General features: G+C 28.7%; 31 protein-coding genes and 1 pseudogene. 1 reads left to right on the top strand and 31 read right to left on the bottom strand.

The genetic code is table 11. From position 1 onward, the window contains the following. Positions 1 to 6 precede the first annotated feature (6 nt). From AVENP_RS05345 to AVENP_RS05325, 5 genes are all read right to left on the bottom strand, one after another. Complete coding sequence (locus tag AVENP_RS05345; RefSeq protein WP_228201873.1) at positions 7 to 2589, bottom strand: chemotaxis protein CheW; 2583 nt, start codon at positions 2587 to 2589, stop codon at positions 7 to 9. A gap of 114 nt (positions 2590 to 2703) precedes the next feature. Beyond that, on the bottom strand, positions 2704 to 3483 hold the full coding sequence (locus AVENP_RS05340) for a metal ABC transporter solute-binding protein, Zn/Mn family (RefSeq protein ID WP_128358925.1): 780 nt from the start codon (positions 3481 to 3483) through the stop codon (positions 2704 to 2706). Between the two features lie 32 nt (positions 3484 to 3515). Continuing rightward, positions 3516 to 5273 (bottom strand): aspartate--tRNA ligase, encoded by a 1758-nt coding sequence (gene aspS / locus AVENP_RS05335; protein ID WP_128359002.1) that lies wholly within the window; start codon positions 5271 to 5273, stop codon positions 3516 to 3518. A 43-nt stretch (positions 5274 to 5316) separates the two neighbouring features. Further along, positions 5317 to 6534, bottom strand: coding sequence for a hypothetical protein (locus AVENP_RS05330; protein WP_128358926.1), 1218 nt, complete (start codon positions 6532 to 6534; stop codon positions 5317 to 5319). Next, positions 6531 to 7199, bottom strand: coding sequence for a uracil-DNA glycosylase (locus AVENP_RS05325; RefSeq protein ID WP_128358927.1), 669 nt, complete (start codon positions 7197 to 7199; stop codon positions 6531 to 6533). The genes AVENP_RS05330 and AVENP_RS05325 overlap by 4 nt, the downstream gene beginning before the upstream one ends. Before the next feature lie 127 nt (positions 7200 to 7326). Between AVENP_RS05325 and AVENP_RS05320 the strand changes: the two genes are divergently transcribed. Next, positions 7327 to 7539, top strand: coding sequence for a hypothetical protein (locus AVENP_RS05320; protein ID WP_128358928.1), 213 nt, complete (start codon positions 7327 to 7329; stop codon positions 7537 to 7539). Positions 7540 to 7709: 170 nt separating this feature from the next. On the opposite strand, the gene infA is transcribed toward AVENP_RS05320, so the two are convergent. The 26 genes and pseudogenes from infA to AVENP_RS16120 all read right to left on the bottom strand — a co-directional run. Next, positions 7710 to 7928 (bottom strand): translation initiation factor IF-1, encoded by a 219-nt coding sequence (gene infA, locus AVENP_RS05315; protein ID WP_014473706.1) that lies wholly within the window; start codon positions 7926 to 7928, stop codon positions 7710 to 7712. Between the two features lie 12 nt (positions 7929 to 7940). Further along, entirely contained in the window at positions 7941 to 8705 is a 765-nt protein-coding gene (gene map / locus AVENP_RS05310) for a type I methionyl aminopeptidase (protein WP_128358929.1), read from the bottom strand. Positions 8706 to 8707: 2 nt separating this feature from the next. Further along, the gene (gene secY / locus AVENP_RS05305; RefSeq protein ID WP_128358930.1) at positions 8708 to 9970 is read right to left on the bottom strand and encodes a preprotein translocase subunit SecY; all 1263 of its coding nucleotides are present in this window, start codon (positions 9968 to 9970) and stop codon (positions 8708 to 8710) included. A gap of 2 nt (positions 9971 to 9972) precedes the next feature. Further along, a complete protein-coding gene (gene rplO / locus AVENP_RS05300) occupies positions 9973 to 10371 on the bottom strand; it encodes a 50S ribosomal protein L15 (protein WP_128358931.1) in 399 nt (132 codons plus the stop codon). Positions 10372 to 10376: 5 nt separating this feature from the next. Beyond that, positions 10377 to 10817, bottom strand: coding sequence for a 30S ribosomal protein S5 (gene rpsE / locus AVENP_RS05295; protein ID WP_014473702.1), 441 nt, complete (start codon positions 10815 to 10817; stop codon positions 10377 to 10379). Between the two features lie 9 nt (positions 10818 to 10826). Continuing rightward, positions 10827 to 11186, bottom strand: coding sequence for a 50S ribosomal protein L18 (rplR, locus tag AVENP_RS05290; protein WP_118885957.1), 360 nt, complete (start codon positions 11184 to 11186; stop codon positions 10827 to 10829). A 9-nt stretch (positions 11187 to 11195) separates the two neighbouring features. Beyond that, entirely contained in the window at positions 11196 to 11732 is a 537-nt protein-coding gene (gene rplF, locus AVENP_RS05285) for a 50S ribosomal protein L6 (RefSeq protein WP_128358932.1), read from the bottom strand. Between the two features lie 9 nt (positions 11733 to 11741). After that, complete coding sequence (gene rpsH / locus AVENP_RS05280; RefSeq protein WP_128358933.1) at positions 11742 to 12140, bottom strand: 30S ribosomal protein S8; 399 nt, start codon at positions 12138 to 12140, stop codon at positions 11742 to 11744. 13 nt (positions 12141 to 12153) lie between these two features. After that, complete coding sequence (locus AVENP_RS05275; protein ID WP_105912160.1) at positions 12154 to 12339, bottom strand: type Z 30S ribosomal protein S14; 186 nt, start codon at positions 12337 to 12339, stop codon at positions 12154 to 12156. Continuing rightward, on the bottom strand, positions 12339 to 12887 hold the full coding sequence (gene rplE, locus AVENP_RS05270) for a 50S ribosomal protein L5 (RefSeq protein WP_128358934.1): 549 nt from the start codon (positions 12885 to 12887) through the stop codon (positions 12339 to 12341). The genes AVENP_RS05275 and rplE overlap by 1 nt, the downstream gene beginning before the upstream one ends. A gap of 1 nt (position 12888) precedes the next feature. After that, a complete protein-coding gene (gene rplX, locus AVENP_RS05265; RefSeq protein ID WP_108557709.1) occupies positions 12889 to 13128 on the bottom strand; it encodes a 50S ribosomal protein L24 in 240 nt (79 codons plus the stop codon). A gap of 1 nt (position 13129) precedes the next feature. After that, a complete protein-coding gene (gene rplN / locus AVENP_RS05260) occupies positions 13130 to 13498 on the bottom strand; it encodes a 50S ribosomal protein L14 (protein ID WP_004510830.1) in 369 nt (122 codons plus the stop codon). Then, positions 13498 to 13749 (bottom strand): 30S ribosomal protein S17, encoded by a 252-nt coding sequence (gene rpsQ / locus AVENP_RS05255; protein ID WP_128358935.1) that lies wholly within the window; start codon positions 13747 to 13749, stop codon positions 13498 to 13500. The genes rplN and rpsQ overlap by 1 nt, the downstream gene beginning before the upstream one ends. A gap of 10 nt (positions 13750 to 13759) precedes the next feature. Further along, the gene (gene rpmC, locus AVENP_RS05250) at positions 13760 to 13951 is read right to left on the bottom strand and encodes a 50S ribosomal protein L29 (RefSeq protein ID WP_128358936.1); all 192 of its coding nucleotides are present in this window, start codon (positions 13949 to 13951) and stop codon (positions 13760 to 13762) included. Beyond that, on the bottom strand, positions 13938 to 14363 hold the full coding sequence (rplP, locus tag AVENP_RS05245; RefSeq protein WP_128358937.1) for a 50S ribosomal protein L16: 426 nt from the start codon (positions 14361 to 14363) through the stop codon (positions 13938 to 13940). The genes rpmC and rplP overlap by 14 nt, the downstream gene beginning before the upstream one ends. Positions 14364 to 14365: 2 nt before the next feature. Next, a complete protein-coding gene (gene rpsC / locus AVENP_RS05240; RefSeq protein ID WP_118885949.1) occupies positions 14366 to 15070 on the bottom strand; it encodes a 30S ribosomal protein S3 in 705 nt (234 codons plus the stop codon). Beyond that, positions 15070 to 15402, bottom strand: a complete 333-nt coding sequence (rplV, locus tag AVENP_RS05235) for a 50S ribosomal protein L22 (RefSeq protein WP_118885948.1) — start codon at positions 15400 to 15402, stop codon at positions 15070 to 15072. The genes rpsC and rplV overlap by 1 nt, the downstream gene beginning before the upstream one ends. Before the next feature lie 2 nt (positions 15403 to 15404). Beyond that, a complete protein-coding gene (gene rpsS, locus AVENP_RS05230; protein ID WP_118885947.1) occupies positions 15405 to 15680 on the bottom strand; it encodes a 30S ribosomal protein S19 in 276 nt (91 codons plus the stop codon). Positions 15681 to 15689: 9 nt separating this feature from the next. Beyond that, positions 15690 to 16517 carry a 50S ribosomal protein L2 gene (rplB, locus tag AVENP_RS05225; RefSeq protein ID WP_128358938.1) on the bottom strand — a complete coding sequence of 276 codons (828 nt, stop codon included), beginning with the start codon at positions 16515 to 16517 and terminating at the stop codon, positions 15690 to 15692. A gap of 11 nt (positions 16518 to 16528) precedes the next feature. Continuing rightward, the gene (locus AVENP_RS05220; RefSeq protein ID WP_108557717.1) at positions 16529 to 16810 is read right to left on the bottom strand and encodes a 50S ribosomal protein L23; all 282 of its coding nucleotides are present in this window, start codon (positions 16808 to 16810) and stop codon (positions 16529 to 16531) included. Between the two features lies 1 nt (position 16811). Beyond that, positions 16812 to 17423, bottom strand: coding sequence for a 50S ribosomal protein L4 (gene rplD, locus AVENP_RS05215; RefSeq protein ID WP_128358939.1), 612 nt, complete (start codon positions 17421 to 17423; stop codon positions 16812 to 16814). Further along, positions 17420 to 17995, bottom strand: a complete 576-nt coding sequence (gene rplC / locus AVENP_RS05210) for a 50S ribosomal protein L3 (RefSeq protein ID WP_128358940.1) — start codon at positions 17993 to 17995, stop codon at positions 17420 to 17422. Before rplC ends, rplD begins: the two co-directional genes overlap by 4 nt. An 18-nt stretch (positions 17996 to 18013) precedes the next feature. Further along, on the bottom strand, positions 18014 to 18328 hold the full coding sequence (gene rpsJ, locus AVENP_RS05205) for a 30S ribosomal protein S10 (protein ID WP_014473685.1): 315 nt from the start codon (positions 18326 to 18328) through the stop codon (positions 18014 to 18016). 205 nt (positions 18329 to 18533) lie between these two features. After that, positions 18534 to 19778: an NAD(P)/FAD-dependent oxidoreductase gene (locus AVENP_RS05200; RefSeq protein ID WP_128358941.1), complete on the bottom strand. Its 1245-nt coding sequence runs from the start codon at positions 19776 to 19778 to the stop codon at positions 18534 to 18536. A 245-nt stretch (positions 19779 to 20023) separates the two neighbouring features. Then, positions 20024 to 22324 carry a methyl-accepting chemotaxis protein gene (locus AVENP_RS05195; RefSeq protein ID WP_228201874.1) on the bottom strand — a complete coding sequence of 767 codons (2301 nt, stop codon included), beginning with the start codon at positions 22322 to 22324 and terminating at the stop codon, positions 20024 to 20026. Between the two features lie 445 nt (positions 22325 to 22769). Continuing rightward, positions 22770 to 24101: pseudogene (locus tag AVENP_RS16120) on the bottom strand (methyl-accepting chemotaxis protein); the annotation flags it as partial. Between the last annotated feature and the right edge of the window lie 523 nt (positions 24102 to 24624).

Here is a 24624-nt window from a genome sequence, read left to right as displayed (position 1 = left end):
GAGAATTTAAATTCTTTTTGTTAGATTTTCATCTATTTTTTTGATATCTAAAACCATTGCAACTTTTGAAACTTCTAAGTCATTTATTTCAACAATACTTTCAACTAAAGTTCCAGTTCCTAAGAAATGATTTTGAATATGTTGGATTGATTTTTCTTCTACAATACTTACTGTTTCTAAAGAAGAGACTAAAATTCCAACACAATGTTCAATATTATCTTTATCGTATTCAACTAAAATTATATTTGTTAGTTTTTCATCTGTGATTTCTTCATTTACAAAATCTCTAATATCTAAAACAGCAACAAGTTTATCTTTATATAAAACCATTCCTTTAAAATGATTCTTTTTATCCATATCAATTGATGCTTCTAATTCTTCAATACCTGTTGATTCTATTACATTTTTTGCATTTACTGCTAAAAGTTTTTTTCCTAAATAGAATGTTGCTAATTCTATACTTGTTGAAGTATATTTTGATTTTGAAGTAGATGAAAACTTTGATTTTGAGCTATCCAAAAATACATTACACCCTTTTTTACCAATATAAATAAATACAAAACACAAAACATCATTTTTATAATCATCGACCCTACTTTTGTATTCTCGATAACCATTTGAGCACTTAACTCCAACTGCATAATAATCATTATTTAATTCAATTATTTGACTTGTTTGTTGAGCATTTTTTAAAGTGAAAAATTTATCATCTAAATTTAAATAACTATCAACCACAAAACTACTATTTGTCGATGAAATAATTTGTTTATCTTTATTTGCAAAAATTGCAAAAACACCTGAAATTTTTTTACCATCTATATCATGTGGCAAACTTTCATCAAGCATTGCATTAAATTGAGGATTTGAATCAAATACAACTGCAATTCCACCAGTAATTATTTTTTCATCTTTAAATGATCTTATTGCACTGCTATAAATATATGTTGATTCATTTTCATAAAGTGGCGATTTTTCAAATTTTGAAACACAATATTTTGAAGTATCATTTAATTTTAAAGATTTTTCAACCCAATCTTGTGTTAGAACTTTTCCAATTAAATATTCATAATTTCTATTTGATACAGCAATTACCTTTGCATTTTTATCATAAACTAAAATATTTGTATAAACTGTATATAATCCATTTATATAATGTAAAATACTACTTATTTCATCTTTTTTATCAGTTAAAGTTGCATAATCATCAAAGGCTTCTTTAAAATATGAAGTTAATGCCCACCATCTACAATCATTTGCTCTTTCATATAAATTTCTATCCATAATATCAATAGAAAGTGAAGATAAAAATTCACTGTCTTTTAAAATTGAAGTAATAATTGTTTGATTTAGATTACTTAAAGATGAATTAGCTTTATTTCCAGTTACTCCAATTTCATTTAAAAGTGATTTAGAAAATTCCCTATTTACTGAATTTAATTTGCTTTGTGCAATATTTCCATTCCAAATTACACGAGCTAAATTATCTTGAATAGTTTTACTTTTATAAAAAACTTCTTTTAACTCTTTTGAAAAATGTTGTTCATTATCCATCATAGAGTTTATTACATGATAATCTACATCTATACTATTATATTCATCACTTAAAAAAACATAATCTAAAGGAATCATAATATGTCCATACCATTTAAGTCCATAAAATCCTTGATAACCATTGGTTTTACAAGTTTTTGCTAAATAATCTCTACCTGCAAAAGATACGATTTTATAATTTTCATTTAAAACGATAGGTAATTTTACCCCTAATCTAATATGATCTTTATCACTAGAAGCAATTACAAAACCATCTTCATCTAAAATAGTTAAACACTCTTTATTTTTTACATCAACCAAATTATTGAAAATTCCATTCATTTCATCTGTAAATCTAAAACAAAGAGATAAAACTCCTAAAATATCCGAATTTGAATCATTTGTTTTTGTAACTTTATATGAATAAACAAGTGATTTTTTATATTGAGGAATAAAATCGTGATATTTGTATGTTTCAACAAAATCTTCATTTGAATTAAGAATTTTCTGAACAAACGATAACTCAACTTTTTCAGTTTTTATATCATCATTTAATCGTACTAATACTTTTCCATGAGTATCAAGTAAAACAATATCAAAATAAACAGAATATTTTGATACATATTCTTTAAATCTCTTTTGCATATTTTGTCGTAGAATCAAACTCTCATCATTATATTTTGAAACATAAGTTTGAATAAAAGTTCTAATATCATCATCTGTAGCTAAAAATCCAATATCAGCTGTTCTTTCAAAAAGGTTTCTAATTAGAATATCAATAGTTACACTTGCTTTAAATTTCATTTCTTGAGTAACTTTTTTGATTTGTTGTTCGCTTAAATGATTTAAAAGTGTTGAAGTTAAATTTAAAAAATTCTCTTTTGTTTTCCCAATATCAATATTTATATCACCTAGTTGTCCTAAAAGTGCTAACATATCCCAAGAAGAGCTTAATCTACCTAATTCATCTTTATATTTATCCACATCTTCAATATATTTGATAATCGGGTACAACTCTTTTTTTACATTTATACCTTTATAGTTAATATTATTTGACATAATTATTCCTAATCTTTTAGTATCTTAGGAATTATTATATGTTATTAAAAATTTTAAATCTATATACAGATGTATATAAAATATACTATTGTAAAAAATAATTTTTGTTGTTTTCTATTTTGTAATATTTTGAGCTAATTCTAAAAGATTTGTTTGCCATTTATCATCAAATATATCGCTTTCAACTGCTTTTATATTTAAATTATTAGTTAATGAAATTATAAAGTCTTTATTCTCTTCATTTGTAGATAATAATTTATTTATGTTCTTTTCTTTTGAGAATTCTATTAATTGTGGGATTTCTGAAATATTTAAATATCTCTTTTCTCTATGAATTGTTTTTATTACAAATCTTTTTGCAAAATATTCCCAATAATCATCAAAAACATAAATACTCTCTATTTCACTTTTATCTAATTTTAGTTTTATTTTTAAAAATGTTTGGTCAATTTCATCAAGAAAATTTTGATAATTAACTTTGTAATAGTTTTCTTTGCTTTTATCATATTTTACAAAAGTGTCATACATATTTTTTGCAATAATTCGTAAATTAAGAGGATCAGTCCAAATATATGGATTATTATCTATTTTTTTTACATTTAATGATAAATCTACAACTATTATATTAGGGTTTTGTTTTAATAAAATTTCTGCATATTCTTTTTCAATATCTAATCCTAAATGAAAAAATACTTTTGCATTTGCTAATCTTGAAATTTCTGATTTAGGTAATTGAACAAAAGTATCTGTATACTTTCTTGAAATTTCTCTATTTTTAAGTTCATTTTTTGCTATTTTATTTATAAGATAAGTTTCTAAAGGAAAATAAGTAAGTGTGAAAGTTTTTGAAAAAACAAAAAGCGGAAAAAACAATATGAAAAATATTTTTATCATTTAATTCTTTCCACTAATTTGTTGCTTAACAATTATAAATCAGTAACAGTTTTTCTTAATCTAATACCTAACTCTTTTAATTGCTCTTCATCAACGCTTGATGGAGCTTGAGTTAATAAACATTGAGCTTTTTGAGTTTTTGGAAATGCTATTACATCTCTGATTGAATCAGTTCCTGCTAATAACATTATCATTCTATCAAGTCCTAAAGCAAATCCACCATGTGATGGTGCTCCATATTGAAGTGCATCAAGTAAGAAACCAAATTTCTCTCTTGCTTCTTCGTCTGAAATTCCCATAAGTTTAAATACTTTTGATTGAATCTCTTCTTTATGAATTCTAATACTTCCACCACCAAGCTCTGTACCATTTAAAACAATATCATAAGCAATTGATTCAATAGCTTCTAAATCAGAAGTATCTTCAAGTGATTTTGGCATTGTAAATGGATGGTGTAAAGCTTTTGTTCTTCCATCTTCAACTTCGAACATTGGGAAATCAACAACCCATAAAAATTCTAAAGCATCAGCTGGAACAATATCCATTTCAGCAGCTAGGAATAATCTAAATCTTCCCATATAATCCCAAACTACTTTTTTAGCTCCCGCTCCAAAGAATACAACGTCACCAACTTCAAGTTCAGTTACTTTTACGATTTCTTCTAAATCAGATTCAGAGAAGAATTTAGTTAATGGACCTTTTAATCCATCTTCTTTCATTTGGAAGTAACCTAAACCTTTAGCTCCAAATTTTCTAACATAATCTTCAAAACCTTTCATTTGTCTTTTAGAGAAGATATTATCTCCGTTTTTACATTTTAAAGCTTTGATTCTGTTGTTTTTTTTGTCTTTTGCAATTTCTGCAAAAATTTCGTTTGTTGAGTTTGCGAAAATATCAATAACATCAACAAGTGGCATATCAATTCTTAAATCAGGTTTGTCTGAACCATATTTTTCCATAGCTTCTGAGTATTTCATTCTTTTAAATGTTGATGGAATTGTTTTTCCACATTTTGTAAATACATCATAAATTAATCTCTCAGCAACTTTTATAACATCTTCTTGTGTACAAAATGACATTTCAACGTCTATTTGAGTAAATTCAGGTTGTCTATCAGCTCTTAAATCTTCATCTCTGAAACATTTTGCAATTTGGAAATATTTATCAAATCCTGCAACCATTAAAAGTTGTTTAAATAATTGTGGAGATTGTGGTAATGCATAAAATTCACCAGGATGAACTCTTGATGGAACCAAATAATCTCTTGCACCTTCTGGAGTTGATTTAGTTAAGATTGGAGTTTCAACATCTAAAAATCCTAATTCATCTAAAGTATTTCGAACTTGAATAGTTGCTTTACTTCTTAATTGGAAAATTTCAAATGATTTTCTACTTCTTAATTCTAAAAATCTATTTCTTAATTTAATTTCATCATTAACTTTTTCATCATTAATATCAAAAGGCATTGGTTTTGATCTATTTTCAATTACTAAATCTTTTAATACAATTTCGATTTTACCAGTTTTTAGATTTGGATTTTCAAGTCCCTCACCTCTTGCTCTTACAAGTCCAGTTGCAATTAAAACATATTCATCTCTTACAGTTTCTGCAATTGCTAACGCATCTTTACTATCACTTGGATCTGCTACTAGTTGAACTAATCCACTTTTATCTCTTAAATCTATAAATATAATTCCACCGTGGTCACGTCTACTGTTTACCCAACCAGCAACAGTTACAGTTTCACCAATTTTTGCTTCAGTTACATCTGTACAATAATGTGTTCTCAATTCTAACTCCATTTCTATAAATATTCGCGATTTTATCTAAATTTTACTTAATTTCTAAAAAGCCATACGCAGTACTTTTAAATAGTCTTGGAGTATAGATTGCTTGATTATTTTCGATTTTTGTAGGAACTAAACTTGAGTTTTGTCCATAATATAAATAATTTATCCCAACAAGAGTTGAATAATCAACCCACTCATATACAATATTTCCACCTAAAGTTGCGATATCATCTCTTAACTCTTTATCAACAACATCAATTGAATTGGCCACAATTAATCTATCTCTATCTTTATCTTGTGTTAATGTCATTAATAAAGGGTCGTAATTTAGTTGTGTTGAAAAAACAACTTTTGGATAAATATCATAAGAACTTAATTGAGATAAAATTAATGATGTTTTTACAATGTCAGTATTTAAAAATAGTGTTGAATTTCTTAATCTTGAATCAGTTACGATATTTTTAAAGTTTTTTTCATTTTTATCTATTTCCCTTTTTAATCTTGTATCATAAACTAAAGCATCATAAGTTCTTTTTAATTTAGAACTTAAATAAGTATCTTGATAAAACATTACATTGTTTTCATTTGAATATTGCATTAATTTCTTAATTTGATCATCATATGAAATAGAACCAAAAATTAAGCTTTGATTATTTGTCGCAATATCATTTTTTTCAATTAACGGTAAATAAACTTTTAAATCATTTGAAACAACATTATTTAAAGTATTAACTGAACTTGGAGTAAAAAGTGCAATTACATTTGTTATATTTGCATCTCTTACTTTTTGAAAAGCAGCATTAATTTTATCCACATTTTCATTTTCAGTGTCAATTACAACAAGGTCATAATCAGCATTTTGATGCGATAAATACCCTGAAATGGTATTTATCGACGATTTTGCATATTTCGAAACTAAAGATGATGGGTAAATGAATGCAACTTTCATTTTTACTTTTGTAGGATCAATCTGAATTTGATTTTCGCTAGAACCAGGAGTTGTACTTTGGTTCTCGATTTTATCACCTTCAATAATTGGAGCTACTTCATACTGAACTGGTTTATCTTTACCATTTGATTCAATAATATCCATTGGTTCAAGTTCTTGAACAACTGTTTTTTTATCTTCATCAACAATATCTTTTTTTGCTGGTTGTGCAACCATTTTATGGTTACCTGGCATTTTCAATTGTACAGTTTGTTTTGGGGTACAACCAAAAAATAGAAATATAAGTACCATTAGGGCAATTATTTGCTTCAATTTAAACTCTCCATGTAATTTTTTATTTTTAGCATATCATAATATGCATCTTTTTTAAAAGAAGGATTCCTTAATAAAAAAGTTGGTGAATATGTAGTAATTAACGGTATTGTGTTAAAAACTAATTCTTTTCCTCTAATCTGAGAAAAATTATCACTATTTTTTAATAAGTACGAATAAGTTTTTTCTCCAAGCGCAACAATCAATTTGGGTTTTATCAACTCAATTTGTTTTAGTAAATAATCATGACATGTATCAACAATCGTATTATTTAAACCATTTAAGCTTTTACATTTAACTAAAGTTGTGAAATAAACATCTTCTTTAGTTACATTTAAAACATTCTCAATCATTTTTATAAGTAATTCACCACTTTTGCCAACATAATGTAAACCTAACTCATCTTCACTATTACTTGGCTCATCACCTATAAACATAAGATCAGAATTAATATTACCATAACCAAATAAGACATTTTTTCGACATTTTGAAAGTTCACATAAATAACAGTGATTAACACTAACGCCTAAATCACTTATATTATTAGGTAATTTTACATTTTTTATGTTAGTTGAAAAAAAATCTAAATGTTCATGATACTCATAACCGAATGATTTTAAATAATTTAAATGTTTTAACACACGATTTTTTACTAATTTTGTCATGTGAAATTGTACATAAATCTTTCTTGAACAATTATTTGTTCCAATAATTAGAACAATTTAATAATAATACTTGACTTTTGTTCCAATATTTTATAAAATAGCAGAATAGTTTAAAATAGGAACTAAAATGACTGCACCTAGTTTAAGAAAACTAGAATTTGATTTAGATGTAAATAAGACAACTTTACATAATTGGAAAAAAAACAGACCAAAACTTTATGACTTTATAATTGAATCTTATAAAGATAGAGAAATATTAAAAAAACATTTAGAATTATTGATTGAACAAAAAGAATTAATTGAAAAAGAGATTGATATAACAAAAAATAGAATTAATTAGTATGTAAAGTTATGGAGCTAAATGTGTAGTATAACTTTTTTAAAGTGTGCGAAATATTATATGTTTGGGCTTCATAGTTTTTTATATTTAAAAGTTTTGAATGAAAGTTTCTAGATTGTTTGAAGAATAAATAAGGAAAAAATTCCTTATTTAATTTGATATAAATATGCTTATTTATATCTGTGTGTGATTCTACCTTTATCTAACGAATAAGGTGTTATTTCTACCTTTACAGTATCATTTGGTAAAATTTTAATGTAGTGCATTCTCATTTTTCCAGAGATATGACATAAAACTACATGTCCATTATCCAATTCAACTCTAAACATAGCATTTGGTAAAGCTTCAATTACTTTTCCATCAATTACTATTACATCATCTTTTGCCACTTTTTATCTCCCTTAATCTTCCGAATTACTTAAAATAACTGCTTTTCCATTAATTACAGCAACTGTGTGTTCATAATGACTACCTCGTAGCCCATCAGCTGACACAACGTCCCAACCATTTTCCAAAATAACAGGATTTCTGTCTTTTGAGCAAATCATAGGTTCAATACAAAATACCATTCCATTTTTTATTTTTGGACCAGATTTTGCATTTCCATTTTCTAAGTAATTAGGAATTTCTGGTTCTTCATGAGGCTTTCTTCCAATACCATGACCACAAAATCTTACAAGTGGTTGATATCCTCTTGAGACAATAAAATCTTCGATAGCCTTTGATAACTCTTTAAATCGCATACCTTCTTGAATAATATCTATTGCATAGTATAAAGCATCTTTTGAACAAGCAATTAAATCTTCATCAGCTTTTGAAATTTTTCCAATAGGCATTGTTATAGCAGAATCACCATACCAACCGTCAATCTCTGTACCAATATCTAAACCAAGGATGTCGCCTTCTTTCAAAACAACATCACTAGGAATTCCATGAATAATAACTTCATTTAATGAAGTACAAACACCTGCTGGGAAACCATATAAACCTTTAAATGCTGGTCTAGCACCTAAACTAGCAATAAATTTTTCACCTAAAAGATTAACTTCTTTCAAAGTCATTCCAGGTTTAACTGAATCTTTTAAATAATTTAATGTTTTAGCAACAGCAATGTTTGCAGTTCGAAGTTTTTCTATTTCGTTTGGTTTTCTTAATGGGATTGCCATTTTTATAGTCCAACCGCACTTAGTGTTTGATATTTATTCATATATTGTTGAGCTTCAATTTTTCTCATAGTATCAATAGCAACTTGTACAACAATTAGTACAGCAACCCCTCCAAAATAGAAAGGTACACCCATAGCTTTTACAACAAGCCAAGGTAAAGTTGAAATTAATCCCATGTAAATCGCACCCCAAAAAGTTAATCTACTGGCTACTTCATTTAAAAATTCAGCTGTACTTGCTCCTGGTCTTACACCTGGAATAAATCCACCTTGTTTTTTTAAGTTTTCTGAAATATCTTTTGCATTAAATGTAATTGATGCATAAAAAAATGCAAAGAAAACTACAAATAAAAACATAAATAAGTTAAAAGTATATGAAGTAGGACTTAAATAATCAGCAATCATAACTAAATATTTATTTTGACTTCCATGTAATACAGTTGCAGGGAACATTAAAATAGCACTAGCAAAAATCGCTGGAATTACTCCACTTAAATTCACTTTAATAGGAATATAGTTCATAACTCTTTTTTTCTGATTTTCCATCATTACTTTTCTAGAATATGAAACAGGAACTCTTCTTTCACCTAATTCTACATAAATAATTGCCCCAACAGTTGCCATAATAATAACTAATATTGCAATTACTGTTAAGAAATTCATTTGTCCATTATTAACTAATTCAACAGTTCCACCAATTGCATGAGGGATTGCAGAAACAATACCAGCAAAAATAATTAATGAAATACCATTTCCAATACCTTTTTGTGTGATTTGTTCACCAATCCACATTAAAAGCATAGTACCAGTTAACATTGAAATTGCAGAAACAGCAATAAATGTATTCATATCGATTGAAATAGCACTTTGTCCATTCTGCCCTGTTAATGAATTAAGACCAACTGAAACACCAATAGATTGAATTAATGTAATAACAATTGTTGTATATCTGATGATCTGCATATATTTTTGCATTCCATCTCTTTCTTTTTTCATTTTACCAAGTGCTGGGAAAGTTGCTGCTAGAAGCTCCATAATAATTGAAGCAGTAATGTAAGGCATAATTCCTAGTGAAATAATACTTAGTCTTTCAACTGCATTACCACTAAACATATTTACAAGACCTAATGCATTGTTAGCATTTGAGTCGAAAAATTCTTTAACTACGTCAATATTAACTCCAGGTACTGGCACGTATGCCAGTAATCTGTAAAGAAAAATAAAGCCTAATGTAATAAGAATCTTATTTATTAGATCTTTACTCATGGTTATTTTCCAGTAGTTGTAACGTTTTCGTCTTTAATCTTAGCTACTAAATCTTTTGCAGTTGAACCAATTAATTTAACTTTTTCAACTGATTTTGATAATTTGTACACAGATTTAATAGAATCAAGTGTAATTTCATCAAGTGTTGCAATTTGAGATACTTTATCTACATTGATAGAGTATGGTTTAACTGTTCTTGAAAAGAATCCAACTTTAGGAAGTCTTTTGTAAAGTGGTTGTTGACCACCTTCAAAACCTCTTTTGATTTTATAACCAGATCTAGCTTTTTGACCTTTGTTACCTTTTCCAGCTGTTTTACCAGTACCGCTACCTTGACCTCTACCAATTCTTTTAGTATTTTTTGTACTACCAGCTGCTGGTTGTAAGTTATTTAATTCCATAATTTCTATCCTTTAATCTTAGCTAATGCTTCAACAGTAGCTTGTACAAGGTTGTTTGGATTATTTGAACCTAAAGATTTTGCAATAATATCTTTAACTCCAGAAAGCTCAAGAACAGGTCTTGCAGCTCCTCCAGCGATAAGTCCAGTACCCTCAGATGCTGGTTTTAATAATATTTTACTTGCATTATATTTATGTTCAATATCATGTGCGATTGTAGTTCCTTTAATAGAAACAGTAACTAAGCTTTTGAATGCGTCATCTAATGCTTTTTTAATTGCATCAGGAACCTCTTTAGCTTTACCAGTTCCAAATCCTACTGTACCGTTTTTATCACCAACAACAACTAAAGCTGTAAATCTGAATCTTCTACCACCCTTTACAACTTTTGTTACTCTTCCGATTTTAACGATTGCTTCTTGAAAGTCTTCTCTATTTACTGCCATCATTAACCCTTATAATTTGATACCATTTTCTCTTAATGCGTCAGCAAATGCTGCTACAACACCATGATAAAGATAACCATTTCTGTCATAAACAACTGATTCAATTCCAGCTGCTTTTAAGTTCTCAGCAAGTTGTGCTGCTACTTTTACTGCATTTTCTTTATTCACATTTAAACCCATAGCTTTTGAGCTAACTGCTGCTAAAGTTACACCTTCAACATCATTAATAGCTTGTGCACTAACGTATTTGTTAGATTTGAAAATTGATACTCTTGGCTTTTCAGCTGTACCAAAAATTGAACCTCTAACTCTTTTTTTTCTTTTGATTCTTAACGCATTTTTTTTTGCTAAATCTTTAATTCTACTCATAGTTACACCTTACTTCTTAGAAGTTTTTCCGGCTTTTCTGATGATTTTCTCATCAGTATATTTAACACCTTTACCTTTGTACGGTTCTGGTTTTCTAAAGCCTCTAATAATTGCAGCAGCTTGACCAACTTGTTGTTTGTCAGCACCTTTTACATGAATTAAGTTTTTTTCAACAGTAACTTCTAATCCAGCAGGGATTTCATAGTTAATAGGATGAGAATAACCTAATTGTAGTTCTAAAACTTCACCTTTTACAGCAGCTCTGTAACCAACACCATTGATCTCTAAAGATTTACTAAATCCTACAGTAAGACCATTGATTGCATTAGCAGTTAAAGCTCTATAAGTTCCCCAAAATGCAGAAGACTCTTTTGTTTCACCATTTCTAGTTAATACAACTTGACCATCTGCTATTTCGATTCCAACTCTTCCGTGTGTTTCAATAGTAGAAACATTGTTCCCTTTTTTAACAGAAATGATAGAACCATTTACTGTTACTTCAATCCCAGCTGGGATTGCGATAGGTTTTTTTCCAATTCTAGACATTACTCTCTCCTACCATACAGTACAAAGTACTTCACCACCAACATTAGCAGCAAATGCTTCATCATTAGCAATTACACCTTTGTTAGTTGAAACGATAATAGTACCGTACCCATTTTTAAAGTTTTTAATTTCAGAAGCGTTTTTATAAACTCTTCTTCCTGGTTTAGAAACTCTTGTGATTTCATTGATTACTGATTTCTCATTATCATCATATTTCAATTCAACTTGAATTGTTTTCTTATTGTTTTGTCCATCAATAACTTTGAATCCAGCAATATACTCTTTTTGTAATAAAACGTTTAAAACACCTACTACAGTATTTGAGTGTAATAATGTTGCAACTTCTAATTTTCTCATTGCAGCATTTCTAATTCTTGTTAAAGCATCTGCGATTATATCATTCATCATAGCTTAAATTCTCCTACCAACTAGCTTTTCTAACACCAGGTAATAAACCTTCGTTAGCCATTTTTCTTAAACAAATTCTACATAAACCAAAATCTTTGTATACAGAGTGAGGTCTTCCACAAACAGAACATCTTGTGTATGCTCTTACTGCAAACTTAGGTGTTCTTTGTTGTTTAGCGATCATAGATTTCTTTGCCATTACGCTCTTCCTTTTGTAAATGGAATTCCTACTAATTCTAATAATCTGAATGATTCAGCATCATTAGTTGAACTAGTAGTAATTGAAATATTCATACCATGTGTTTTAATGATATTATCATATACAACTTCTGGGAACATTAATTGCTCATCTAAACCAAAGTTGAAGTTTCCTCTACCGTCAAAACCATTTTTGTTAAGACCTCTAAAGTCTTTTACTCTTGGTAATGCAACGTTACATAATTTATCTAAGAAATGATACATTTGCTCACCTCTTAAAGTAACTTTAACACCAACTGGCATACCTTCTCTAACTTTAAACCCTGCAACAGATTTTTTAGCAATAACTTTAACAGCTCTTTGACCAGCTATTAAAGAGATTGTATCTTCAATATTTTGGATTAATTTAGAATCTTTCATCGCTTCACCAGCACCAACAGAAATAACAACTTTTTCTAACTTTGCAGTTAAAGTTTTATTTTTTGGAAACTCAGTTTCTAATACTGGTTTGATTTCTGATTTGTATTTTTCAAATAATCTTGATGCCATCTTACTCACCTTCTACTTTTGCTACATTTGAAATGTCAATTGGCATTTCTTTGTTAATAAATCCACCATCTGGATTTTTTTCTTGGTCAGGTTTAACAGTTTTTTTAGCAACTTTACAATCTTTTACGATTACTTTGTTTTTAGAAGGTAATACTCTTAAAACTTCTCCAGTTTTACCTTTGTCATCTCCAGCGATAATTTTTACAGTATCACCTTTTTTGATTTTTAATTTAATTGCCATATTATAATACCTCCGGTGCAAGTGAAACGATTTTCATGAAACCTGAATATCTAACTTCTCTAGCAACTGGTCCAAAGATTCTTGTTCCAACTGGTTCTCTTTTTGCATCAAGAATAACCGCTGCGTTGTCGTCAAATCTAATTAATGAACCATTTTCTCTTTGAACTTCTTTATGAGTTCTAACAACTACTGCTTTAACAACTTGACCTTTTTTGATCTTACCAGTTGGTAGAGCTTTTTTAACTGAAGCAACAATAACATCACCAACAGTTGCATATCTTCTTTTAGAACCACCTAAAACTTTGATACACATAATCTCTTTAGCACCTGTATTGTCAGCTACGTTTAATCTTGTAAAACTTTGAATCATTATTTAACTCCTGTAGCTACAATTGTCTTTAATCTAAAAGATTTAGTCTTTGACAATGGTCTACACTCAACAGCGATAACACTATCTCCAACATTTAATTCATTTCTTTCGTCATGTACTAAATATTTTTTAAATCTTTTTACAGTTTTGTGATATTTTGGATGCATAACTGATCTTGTAACTAATACAGATGCTGTTTTGTCTCCAGAGTTTTTTACCACTACACCTTGAATCTCTCTTTTATGTGTCATACTTAGATCCTTAGTTAGCTTGTGCAGCAGTCATAGCTGTTTGAATTTTAGCAATGTCTTTTTTAGCCACTCTTAATTCAGATGTATTTGTTAACTGCATTGTTTTTAGCTTAGCTTTTAATTCAAAAAGAAGCACCTTTTTCTCTTTTAATAATGCTTGAAGTTCATTCAAGTTTTTGTCTTTTAAATCAGTATAGTTCATTTTCGCTATCTCTTGTTACAATTTTAGTTTTAAATGGTAGCTTATGCATTGCTAAAGTTAAAGCTTCTCTAGCTAATTCATCAGATACTCCAGCCATTTCAAAACAAATTCTTCCAGGCTTAATGTTCATAACCCATTTATCAACAGAACCTTTACCTTTACCCATTCTTGTTTCTAATGGTTTAGCAGTAAGTGGTTTATCAGGGAATACCATAATCCAAACTTTTGCTTGTCTCTTAACTTTTCTAGTCATCGCAATTCTTGATGCTTCAATTTGTCTTGAATCAATTCTACCGTGTTCTACAGCTTTAATACCGATATCTCCGTATGCTAAAGAGTTTCCTCTATGAGCCATACCTCTATTTCGGCCTTTCATCATTTTTCTAAATTTCGTTCTTTTAGGCATTAACATAATTATTTACCTCTTTTCTTAGTTGGTCTTCTTTTAGGTTTAGAAGAAGTGTCTTCAGCTTTTTCAGTTGGAATACCTTTAGCTAATACTTCACCTTTGAAAATCCAAACTTTGATACCAATACAACCATAAGTTGTATGAGCTTCAGCAAAACCATAATCAATTCTTGCTCTTAAAGTATGTAAAGGAACTCTACCTTCTAAGTACCACTCAGTTCTTGCCATTTCAGCTCCACCAAGTCTACCAGAAACAGATACTTTAATACCTTTTGCTCCACCTTTTAATGCATTTTGCATAACTCTTTTCATAGCTCTTCTGAATGCAACTCTTCTTTCTAATTGTTGAGCAACGTTTTCAGCAGATAATTGAGCAGAAGTTTGAGGTTTTCTCTCTTCTTTAATATTTACAGCGATTTCTTTACCAACTAATTTAGAAAGTGCATCTTTTAGTTTTTCAACGTCTGCACCTTTTTTACCAATAATGATACCAGGTCTAGCAGCTACAACTGTAACTCTAACTTTTTTTGCAGTTCTTTCTACGATAGTTTGAGCAATTCCAGCATAGTATAATTCTTTTTTAACATACTTTCTGATTTTGTCATCTTCTGCAACGTTTGCTGGCATTGTTTCAAATTTAGGAAACCATCTTGATTCCCAATTTCTATTAATACCTAATCTTAAACCTATTGGATTAACTTTTTGACCCATTACTTATCTCCTTTAGTTGCAGCAGCTACTTCAATCATAATATGTGCAGTTGGTTTGTGTCTTGGAGAAGCAGAACCTCTTGCTCTTGGAGTAAATCTCTTAAGAACTGGACCTTTATCAACCCTTGCAGATACAACAACAGCGTCAACTGGATCTAAACCTGCATTTGCTACAGCTGAAGCTATAACTTTTGAAATAATTCCAGCAGCTTTATTTGGAGTAAATTGTAAAGATGCGATTGCATACTCTGCATTCATTCCTTGAACTTCTCTAGCTATTAATCTAGCTTTAATTGGAGAAAGTCTAATAAATTTTAATATTGCTTTAGCCATTCTTATGCCTTTCTTTGAACAGAACCTTTATGGCCCTTAAATGTTCTAGTTGGTGCGAATTCACCTAATTTATATCCAACATGGTTCTCAGTAACGTTAACTGGAACGAAGTTTCTTCCATTGTGCACATTGAAAGTTAATCCGATCATATCTGGTAATACAGTAGATCTTCTTGACCAAGTTTTAATTGGTTTTTTATCATTAGCTTCATTAGCCTTGATAACTTTCTTCATTAGGTGTGCGTCTACGAATGGACCTTTTTTTATCGATCTTGCCATCTTAAACCCTTACTTCTTTCTTTTTGAAATGATTAGTTTATCACTAGCTTTTTTCTTTCTAGTTTTATAACCTTTAGTTGGCATACCCCATGGAGTAACAGGATGTCTACCAGAGTTAGTTTTACCTTCACCACCACCATGTGGGTGATCAATAGGGTTCATTGCAGAACCTCTAGTTTGAGGTCTAATACCAAGGTGTCTACTTCTACCAGCTTTACCAACTACCATGTTTGAGAAATCTTCGTTTCCAACTACACCAATTGTAGCTATACAAACACCAAGAATTTTTCTCATTTCACCAGATGGTAATCTCATGATTACATACTTGTCTTCTCTACCCATAATTTGAGCATATCCACCAGCAGATCTAGCGATTTGTCCACCTTTACCTGGTTTCATTTCAATATTATGTACCATTGTTCCAACAGGAATACTTAATAATCTCATTGCATTACCAGGTAAAATATCAAGTCCAGATTCAGCAGCTTGTACTTTATCTCCAACTTTTAATCCAGATGGTTGAATGATATATCTTTTATCACCGTCTAGGTAAGTAACTAAACAAATTCTACAATTTCTATATGGATCGTATTCAACAGTTGAAATTGTACCCTCAACACCGAATTTATCTCTTTTGAAATCAATAATTCTATATAATTTCTTAGCACCTGCTTCTTTGTGTCTAGATGTAATTCTACCGTTATTATTTCTACCAGCGTTTGCTTTTACTCTTACAAGTAAAGATTTTACAGTTGGTTTAGAAGTAATATCTGAAGTATCCATAACAGACATAAATCTTCTTGCAGGAGTTATTGGTCTAAATTTTTTAATTGCCATCTATAATCCCCTTAAGCTGAAAGGTTCGCAATTGCTGCGCCCTCTGGTAATGTTACATAGAATTTTTTGAAATCAGGTCTTTTACCTATTTTCCCTTTAAATCTTTTTACTTTACCATTTTGTCTTAAAGAATTTACTTTTGAAGGAGTTACTCCAAAATATTCTTTAAATACTTCTTTTAAACCGTTTTTAGTCATTCTTGGACTAGTTTGAACAACGATTACACCATTTTCTTGAAGCTCAATTGTTTTTTCTGTATATAATATTGCTTTAATATCTGTAATATCTGCCATCTTAAGCCTCTTTTGTTAATGCATCAAGTACTGATTTTTCAATAAGTACTGAGTGGTATGCAGCAATTAAATAAGCGTTAACTTCTTGCTTTTCAACCATATAACAGTTTTTAATGTTTCTAAACGCTAAATAAGTTTTCTCATCAATTGTATCACATACGATTAATGTATCTCTTTTGTTTATTTTACTTAAAACTGCAACTGCTTCTTTAGTTTTTCCTGACTCAAGTTTAATTGAATCAACAACAAATAAAGTACTATTATTTGCTTGAGCATTGATAGCATATTTTAATGCTAATGCTTTTTGTTTTTTGTTAACTTTTTGGTTATAGTTTCTTTTAGTAGGTCCAAATGCTTGACCCCCACCAACGAATAAAGGAGATCTTTTTGAACCCCATCTAGCTGCACCAGAACCTTTTTGAGCTTTAGGTTTTTTACCACCACCGCTTACTTCTGCTCTTGTTTTAGCTCTTGCTGTATTTGATCTTAATGCCGCTAAGTAAGATTTAACATATAAATATAAATTATGTTTGTTAATTTCTTCATAACTAGCTGGTAAAACTACTTCACCACTATTTTCAAATTTTTCATTTAATACTATTGCTTTGCTCATTTAGCAACCTTTACTTTTCCTAATGCTCCGTTTGGACCAGATACTGAACCTTTAAGAACTAAAATTCCAGTTTCAGCGTCAAATGAAATAACATCATTTTTCACAGATACATTTGTATTTCCGTATTGCCCTGGCATTTTTTTACCTGGCTGAACTCTTCCTGGCCATTCGCAGTTACCGATTGAACCAACTCTTCTACCCATTCTGTGACCGTGTGATGCTCTACCACCCGCAAAATTCCATCTTTTAACAGCTCCAGTAAACCCTCTACCTTTTGTTTTAAAAGTTGTTTTTAACGTTTGTGCTTCACCTAATCCAGAAACATCTAAATCACCAGCTTCACCATTTGCTACAGTCATTGTTGCAAATCTGTTAAACTCTTTAGATAAGTTATATTTTTTTTGTATACCTTCGATAGCTTTGTTAAATTTTTTACCATTGCTATAAGCTACAATTGCTACACCGTCAGTCACTTCACACACTTTAGTATCAAGAACTTTTAAAAGTGTAACAGGAGTACTTGGAACAGAAACTGTTCTACTCATACCGATTTTTTGAACTATAAATTCCATCTATATTACCCTTTCTTCTTATTCTTGACCCATAGATCTAACTTCAACATCAACTTCAGGAGCTAAGTCAAGTTTCATTAACGAATCTACAGTATCTGGAGTTGCAGCTATAATATCAATAATTCTTGAATGAACTCTGATTTCAAATTGCTCTCTAGAATCCTTATTTACGTGAGGACCTTTAATAACTGTATATCTTCTGATTTTTGTAGGAAGAGGGATTGGACCTCTTAAATCAGCACCAGTTCTTTTAACGGCTTCAACAATTGAAGCAACACTTCTGTCTAAAACTCTATGATCATAAGCTTTTAGCTTTAATCTAATCTTTTCCATTTTTTTCCTTTAAAGAACTCGTTAGATGCGCATAAATGCACTCTAACCACATTTAGTGGACGCGGATTATAACTCAATAGTGGTTAAATGTCAAGTATTATGGGGCTTCATATGAAAAGTTGGTAATTTTATTTCCTTTTTAAAAGGATGATTACAGTAGTTTAGATAGTATAATAAGTTCTTATTAAGGATAAGAATATAATTCTTATCCTTGATAAAATCCTGAGAAAAGTAAAATATCATCATTATTTTTGTTTTCTGAATCTTTTATTATTAAATCTTTTAGGATTTCTCCTACACTTGGAGCAAATGTCATTCCTAACCATCCTAAGCCCATTCCGTAGATTAAGTTCTTGTACTCTTCATCTCTTCCAATTAAGGGCATATCATTTGGCGTTAGTGGTCTAAATCCACTCCATTCAACAATATCTTCCATTTCAAAAGGAATTGTATATTTTTTGAAATTTTCTTTTATGCTTTCTATTTGTTCTTTTATAACTCTTGGATCTGTTGAACCTAATTCTAGTTTTGAAGTAATTCTTACATCATTTCTTCGTGGAGTCATAACTATAAATAAATCAGCAAATAGTGTTGAAGTTTTAGGTTCTAACTCTTTTGGCATAGTAAAAGTTATACTATAACCTTTTGCAGGAGTCATCATAAGTTCTTTTTTTCTAATATCAGCTAATAAAGTTTGGTAACCTGTAGATAAAACGTAAGTTTCTGCCTCATAAGTATTTAAAGCAGAACTAATACTTGCAACTTTTTTATCTTTGAATTTGATGTTACTTATTCTTTCATTTAAAATAAATTCAACACCATTTTTTGATAAATAGTTTTTCATTTCAAGCATTACTCTTTTTGGATCAAAATGAGCATTTCTTTTAAATAGTATTGCACCTTTTATTTTTTCATTTCCTAAAGGTAAATACTCTTTTATTTTTGAATTATCAAAAATTTCAAATCTATCATTATCAACAAAATTATATTTTGCAAGTTTTTTTTCATAACTTTTTTCTTCTGTGAAAACACTAAGCATTCCATCATGGTGAAAATCAAAATCCAAACCATCCTCTATTTGCATCTGTTTATATCTATCAATTGTTATTTGTCCATATTTTTCAAATAAGGCTAAGGTTCTTTTTAATCTATCTTCATTTGCACTTTGAACAAATTTAAAAAGCCAACGGAAGAGTTTATAATCTAATTTTGGATGAATATTTACAGGTGATTCACCTTTTATCATTAGTTTAAGAGTATCAAGAACTACACCTGGATTTGATAATGGAGTTTTATCAAAGGCTGAAAGTAAACCAGCATTCCCAAAAGAAGTGTTATCACTTATATCTGTTTCATCTATAACTGTTACACTTCTTCCAGCTTTTTGTAAAGAATAAGCTGTCATAAGTCCTACAACTCCACCACCTATTATTATCACATCTCTTTTCATTTCTTTTCCTTTATACTTTGCATATAATCGCAATAATAAATTACTTTAGAATTAAGAATATTTTCACAATTATTACAAATATTTTTATTATAAGATTCTATTTAACTTATACTATTATTTCTAAGCTTTTTGCTATTTTCATTGTATCTTTTTTCTACTTTTATTATTAAAAATAAAAATAAAATAATAACAATATATCAAACTCTAAAGGAATTAGCATTTTTTCTTTATTTTAATACTCTCTTTTAAAAACTCTCCCAATCTGTTTCATTATTTTTTTTATCTTGTATTATCTCTTTGTTTATCTGATTTCTATTTGGTTTATAAATTTCTCCACCAATATTAATTTCTTTTGCGTCAACACTATCTTTACCTTTAAACTGTTTTTTATTTGTATCACTAACAATTAATTTTGCAAGTTGATCTGTTAAGATTGATATATCTTGTGTCTCTGATGCTATTTTTGCATTTTTTTGTGTTTGCTGATCCAACTGATTTACAGCATCGTTTATTTGTTCTATTCCAAGTAATTGCTCTTTAGATGCATTTTCAATATCTGCTATTAGGTTTGTTGTTTCTAAAATATTCTCATTTAGAAGTCTATATCCTTTTATCATCTCTCCTGCAATATTTTTTCCATCATTTGCTTTATTTGTTGCATTTTCAACTAAAGATTTTATCTCATGGGCAGCATCAGCACTTCTATTTGCTAGATTTCGCACTTCTGCTGCAACTACTGCAAATCCACGTCCTGCTTCTCCTGCTGTTGCTGCTTCTACTGCTGCATTTAAAGAAAGAATATTTGTTTGAAATGCAATTTGATCAATTATAGTTATTGCTTCTTTTATTGCTGTAACTTCAGCATTTATCTCTTCCATTGCAGTAGTTGTATCATTCGCTAGAGATTCACCATCATTTGCAGACTTAGTTACGCCAACAGATAGTTGAGACATTTTTGCTATATTTTCTGTATTACTTCTTATATTACTTGTAATTTCTTCTAGAGCTGCCGCTGTTTCTTCTAATGAGCTTGCTGCTTCATTTGAATTTTGATTTAATTTATCTACATTTATCAATAACATATCAGAACTATCATCAATAGTTAATCCATTGCATTTATTTTCAATCAGCATTCCTGTTATTGAATCACCTAAATTATTTACTCCCGTAGCCAATTTTAGAAGATGTTCTTTAAGACCTTTTGTTGATATTTTATTTAAATAATTATAAGAAGTGTATTCTTCTACAATATTTAATACATGATTTATATTATTTTCTAAGTTATCTGCCATTTTATTTAATACATCTTTTAATTGCATTAATTCTGGATTTGAAACATTGATATCTAATCTTTGAACTAAATCTCCTTGTTCAAACTCTCCTAATACTGAAATTGTCTCATTTATTAATCTTCTATCTTCTTCTATACCCTTTTTTGTTTTTTCAATATTTTCATTTACTACTTTAGCCATTACTCCAAATTCATCTGTTGAATTCATTTCTATTAATTTTGCTTCTTTGCTCTCACGATTTATATATTTGAAAAAATCCATTAATCCTGTTTGGAATGCACTTAATAAATTTGCTATATTTTTTGCAATTAGAACACAAATAAATCCAACTATTCCTGCAACTAATAAAAAAGACATAAGAAGTATTTTTCTAAGATTATTTCTTATTTCTTCTGCATCTTTTTCATGAGTATTTCCTATATTCTCAACTAAATCCACTGCCGTTCCTGCTGCTTGATTCATGTTTTTAGAAAGTTTAAATGATTTTTCTTTTAATTCACTAAGCTTATTAAATGAATTTTTATACTCATTTAATGCAATATCAATATCATCCGCTATTTTTTTATTATTAGGATTTATAAAATCAAGCTTTAATTTGTTTGTTATAAGAGCTACATTTGCTATTTTTTTGTCAATATCATCAATATGTATTTGATCTTCTCTTCTAATATAATTCTTTTCAGATATTCTAATTTCTTTTAATTCTAGTAGAATTTCATCTGTTAAAGATGATTTATCAATTTTGTTGATAATTTTTTCTAAAGGAGCATTTTCATTAATTAAATCTTCCATTTGTTTTTTCTGTACATTCTTTTCATTATTGGCAAGATCTTCAACTTTTTTAGCTATTTTGATCATCTCTTTTTCAGCTAAATCCAATTCCTTTTTCATTTCAACATAGTCATTAAAATTTTTAAGATAATCTTTCATTGAGACATTAATATTTTTCATTTCTAATTCATGACTTTCTATGGAAAAAATTGACTCAAGTTCTTTTGCAGTTTCAATATTTTCATTAATTAACTTATTAAGATAATCAGCATATTTTTGATTCTCTTCTATTATGTAATTTTTCTCTGCAATTCTACTTTCTGTCATATTTTTAATAATATTATTAGCTTTAGTTACTTTCATAGATTTATCATCTAATTTAGAAATGCCAGTAAATATTATGAGATATAAAATAACTAATGAGATTAAAATTATTAACGGTATTATTATTAATTTTACTTTTATTGAAATATTTTTAAACAAAATTTATCCTTTATAAATTACTCATTTAATGTGACAAAAAAGTATTTGCCTCAAAACCTCTCGAAAGAAACAATTTTTATTTCTTATTTAACTCACTTAATACAAATAATTAATAGCTTAATTCCATTTCAAATTCTCAATAAAATTGCAATTCTTAACTTATTAATCATATTATTTTGAAATTATTTTGATTTAAACTTTTAGTAAAAATAATATTTATATTTTTTATTGATATTTATTTATATTTTTATTATTAATAAATAAAATGCCTATAATAGCAGTCATTTACTTATTATTTAATTTACTGCATGATATTATTTGAATAATAAAAGAAAACTTTATTATTCAATAAGAAAAGATAAATAATTAAATAGGAGATTTTATAAATTACAAGAAGATTTGATTTAAATGTCTTAAAAGAAGATGAGAATAATGTTAAGAGAGCTTAAAAACTCTCCCAATCTCCATTATCTCTTTTTGTTTTTATTATTTCAATTTTTGTTTCCTTTTTTGCTATTTTGCTTACTATTTTACTTACTTCTTGTTTCGTATTAGCCACTTTTGCTTTTACACTATTCTTACCATTAAACTCTTTATTATCTGCATCACTTACAATTAATTTTGCAATTTGATCTGTTAAAATTGCAATATCTTGTGTTTCAGATGCTACCTTTGCATTTTGTTGTGTTTGTTGATCTAACTGATTCACCGCATCATTTATTTGTTCTATTCCTAATAATTGTTCTTTAGATGCACTTGATATATCTGAAATTAGGTTTGTTGTTTCTAATATATTCCCATTTAGTACTTTATATCCTTTTATCATCTCACCTGCAATATTTTTTCCATCATTTGCTTTGTTTGTTGCATTTTCTACTAATTCTTTTATTCCTTTTGCTGCTTCTGCACTTCTAGAAGCAAGACTTCTTACTTCTGCTGCTACTACGGCAAATCCTTTCCCTGCTTCTCCTGCAGTTGCTGCTTCTACTGCTGCATTTAAAGACAGAATATTTGTTTGGAATGCAATTTGATCTATAACTGTTATTGCTTCTTTTATGGCAGTTACTTGAGTATTTATCTCTTCCATTGCCACTGTTGTATCATTTGCTAATTTTTCACCTTCATTTGCTGATGTTGTTACACCATCTGAAAGTTTAGACATTTTTGCTATATTTTCTGTATTATTTCTTATGTTACTTGTTATTTCTTCTAAGGCTGCTGCTGTTTCTTCTAGGGAACTTGCGGCTTCATTTGAACTTTGATTTAATTTATCTACATTACTTAAAAGTGTATTTGAACTTTTATCTAATGTTAATCCATTTGATTTATTCTCTACTAACATTTCTGTTATAGAATCACCTAAATTATTTACTCCACTTGCCAATTTTAAAAGATGCTCTTTTAGTCCATTTGTTGATATTTTATTTAAATAATTATATGAAGAATACTCTTCTACTATATTTAGCACATTATTAATATTATTCTCTAAATTATCTGCCATTCTATTTAATACATCTTTTAGTTGCATTAAAGCTGGGTTTGAAACATTTATATTTAATCTTTGAACTAAATCTCCCTGTTCAAATTCTCCTAATACTGAAACTGTCTCATCTATTAGTTTTCTATCTTCATCTATACCTTTTTTAGTTTTTTCAATATTATCATTTACAACTTTGGCCATTATTCCAAATTCATCTGTTGAATTCATCTCTATTAATTTTGCTTCTTTGCTCTCACGATTTAGGTATTTAAAAAAGTCCATTAAACCAGTTTGGAATGTGTTTAATAAATTAGCTATATTTCTTGGCAATACTATTGCTAGAATGATTGATAAAACTAAGATCACTAAAGATATGATTGTGACAAATAACTTAATATTTGAATTTAGATTAGTAACATTTGTGTCAATTATATTTTGTTCATCTTTAATTGATAATTTTATATCTTCAGATAGTTTTCCAATTTTTCGATCTAATATCCATAAATTTACAATAATTGCATCTCTATCATTGATAACTTTATTAATTCTAGCCGAACCATTTTTATAGATTTCAGTAAGAGATATAAGCTCTTTCAACTGCTCTTTTCTTTTTGGATCTTGAATGATTACAACTAACTCATTTAATGCTTTATTCAAATTAGTAAACTCACTTAAAACTCTTTCATAATCACTATTTAAATCTGAACTAAAATACTTCATATTATAAACTCTAGCTAATAACAAAGAATTAACTGATTTTGCAATTAAATATGTATCATCAATATTTTTATCATTTTTTGCACTTTCCAACATAGAAAGA

Source organism: Arcobacter venerupis (genome assembly GCF_013201665.1).
GTDB lineage: Bacteria > Campylobacterota > Campylobacteria > Campylobacterales > Arcobacteraceae > Aliarcobacter > Aliarcobacter venerupis.
Note: the sequence above shows the minus strand (reverse complement) of the source record. Positions and strands in the feature narration are given on the sequence as shown.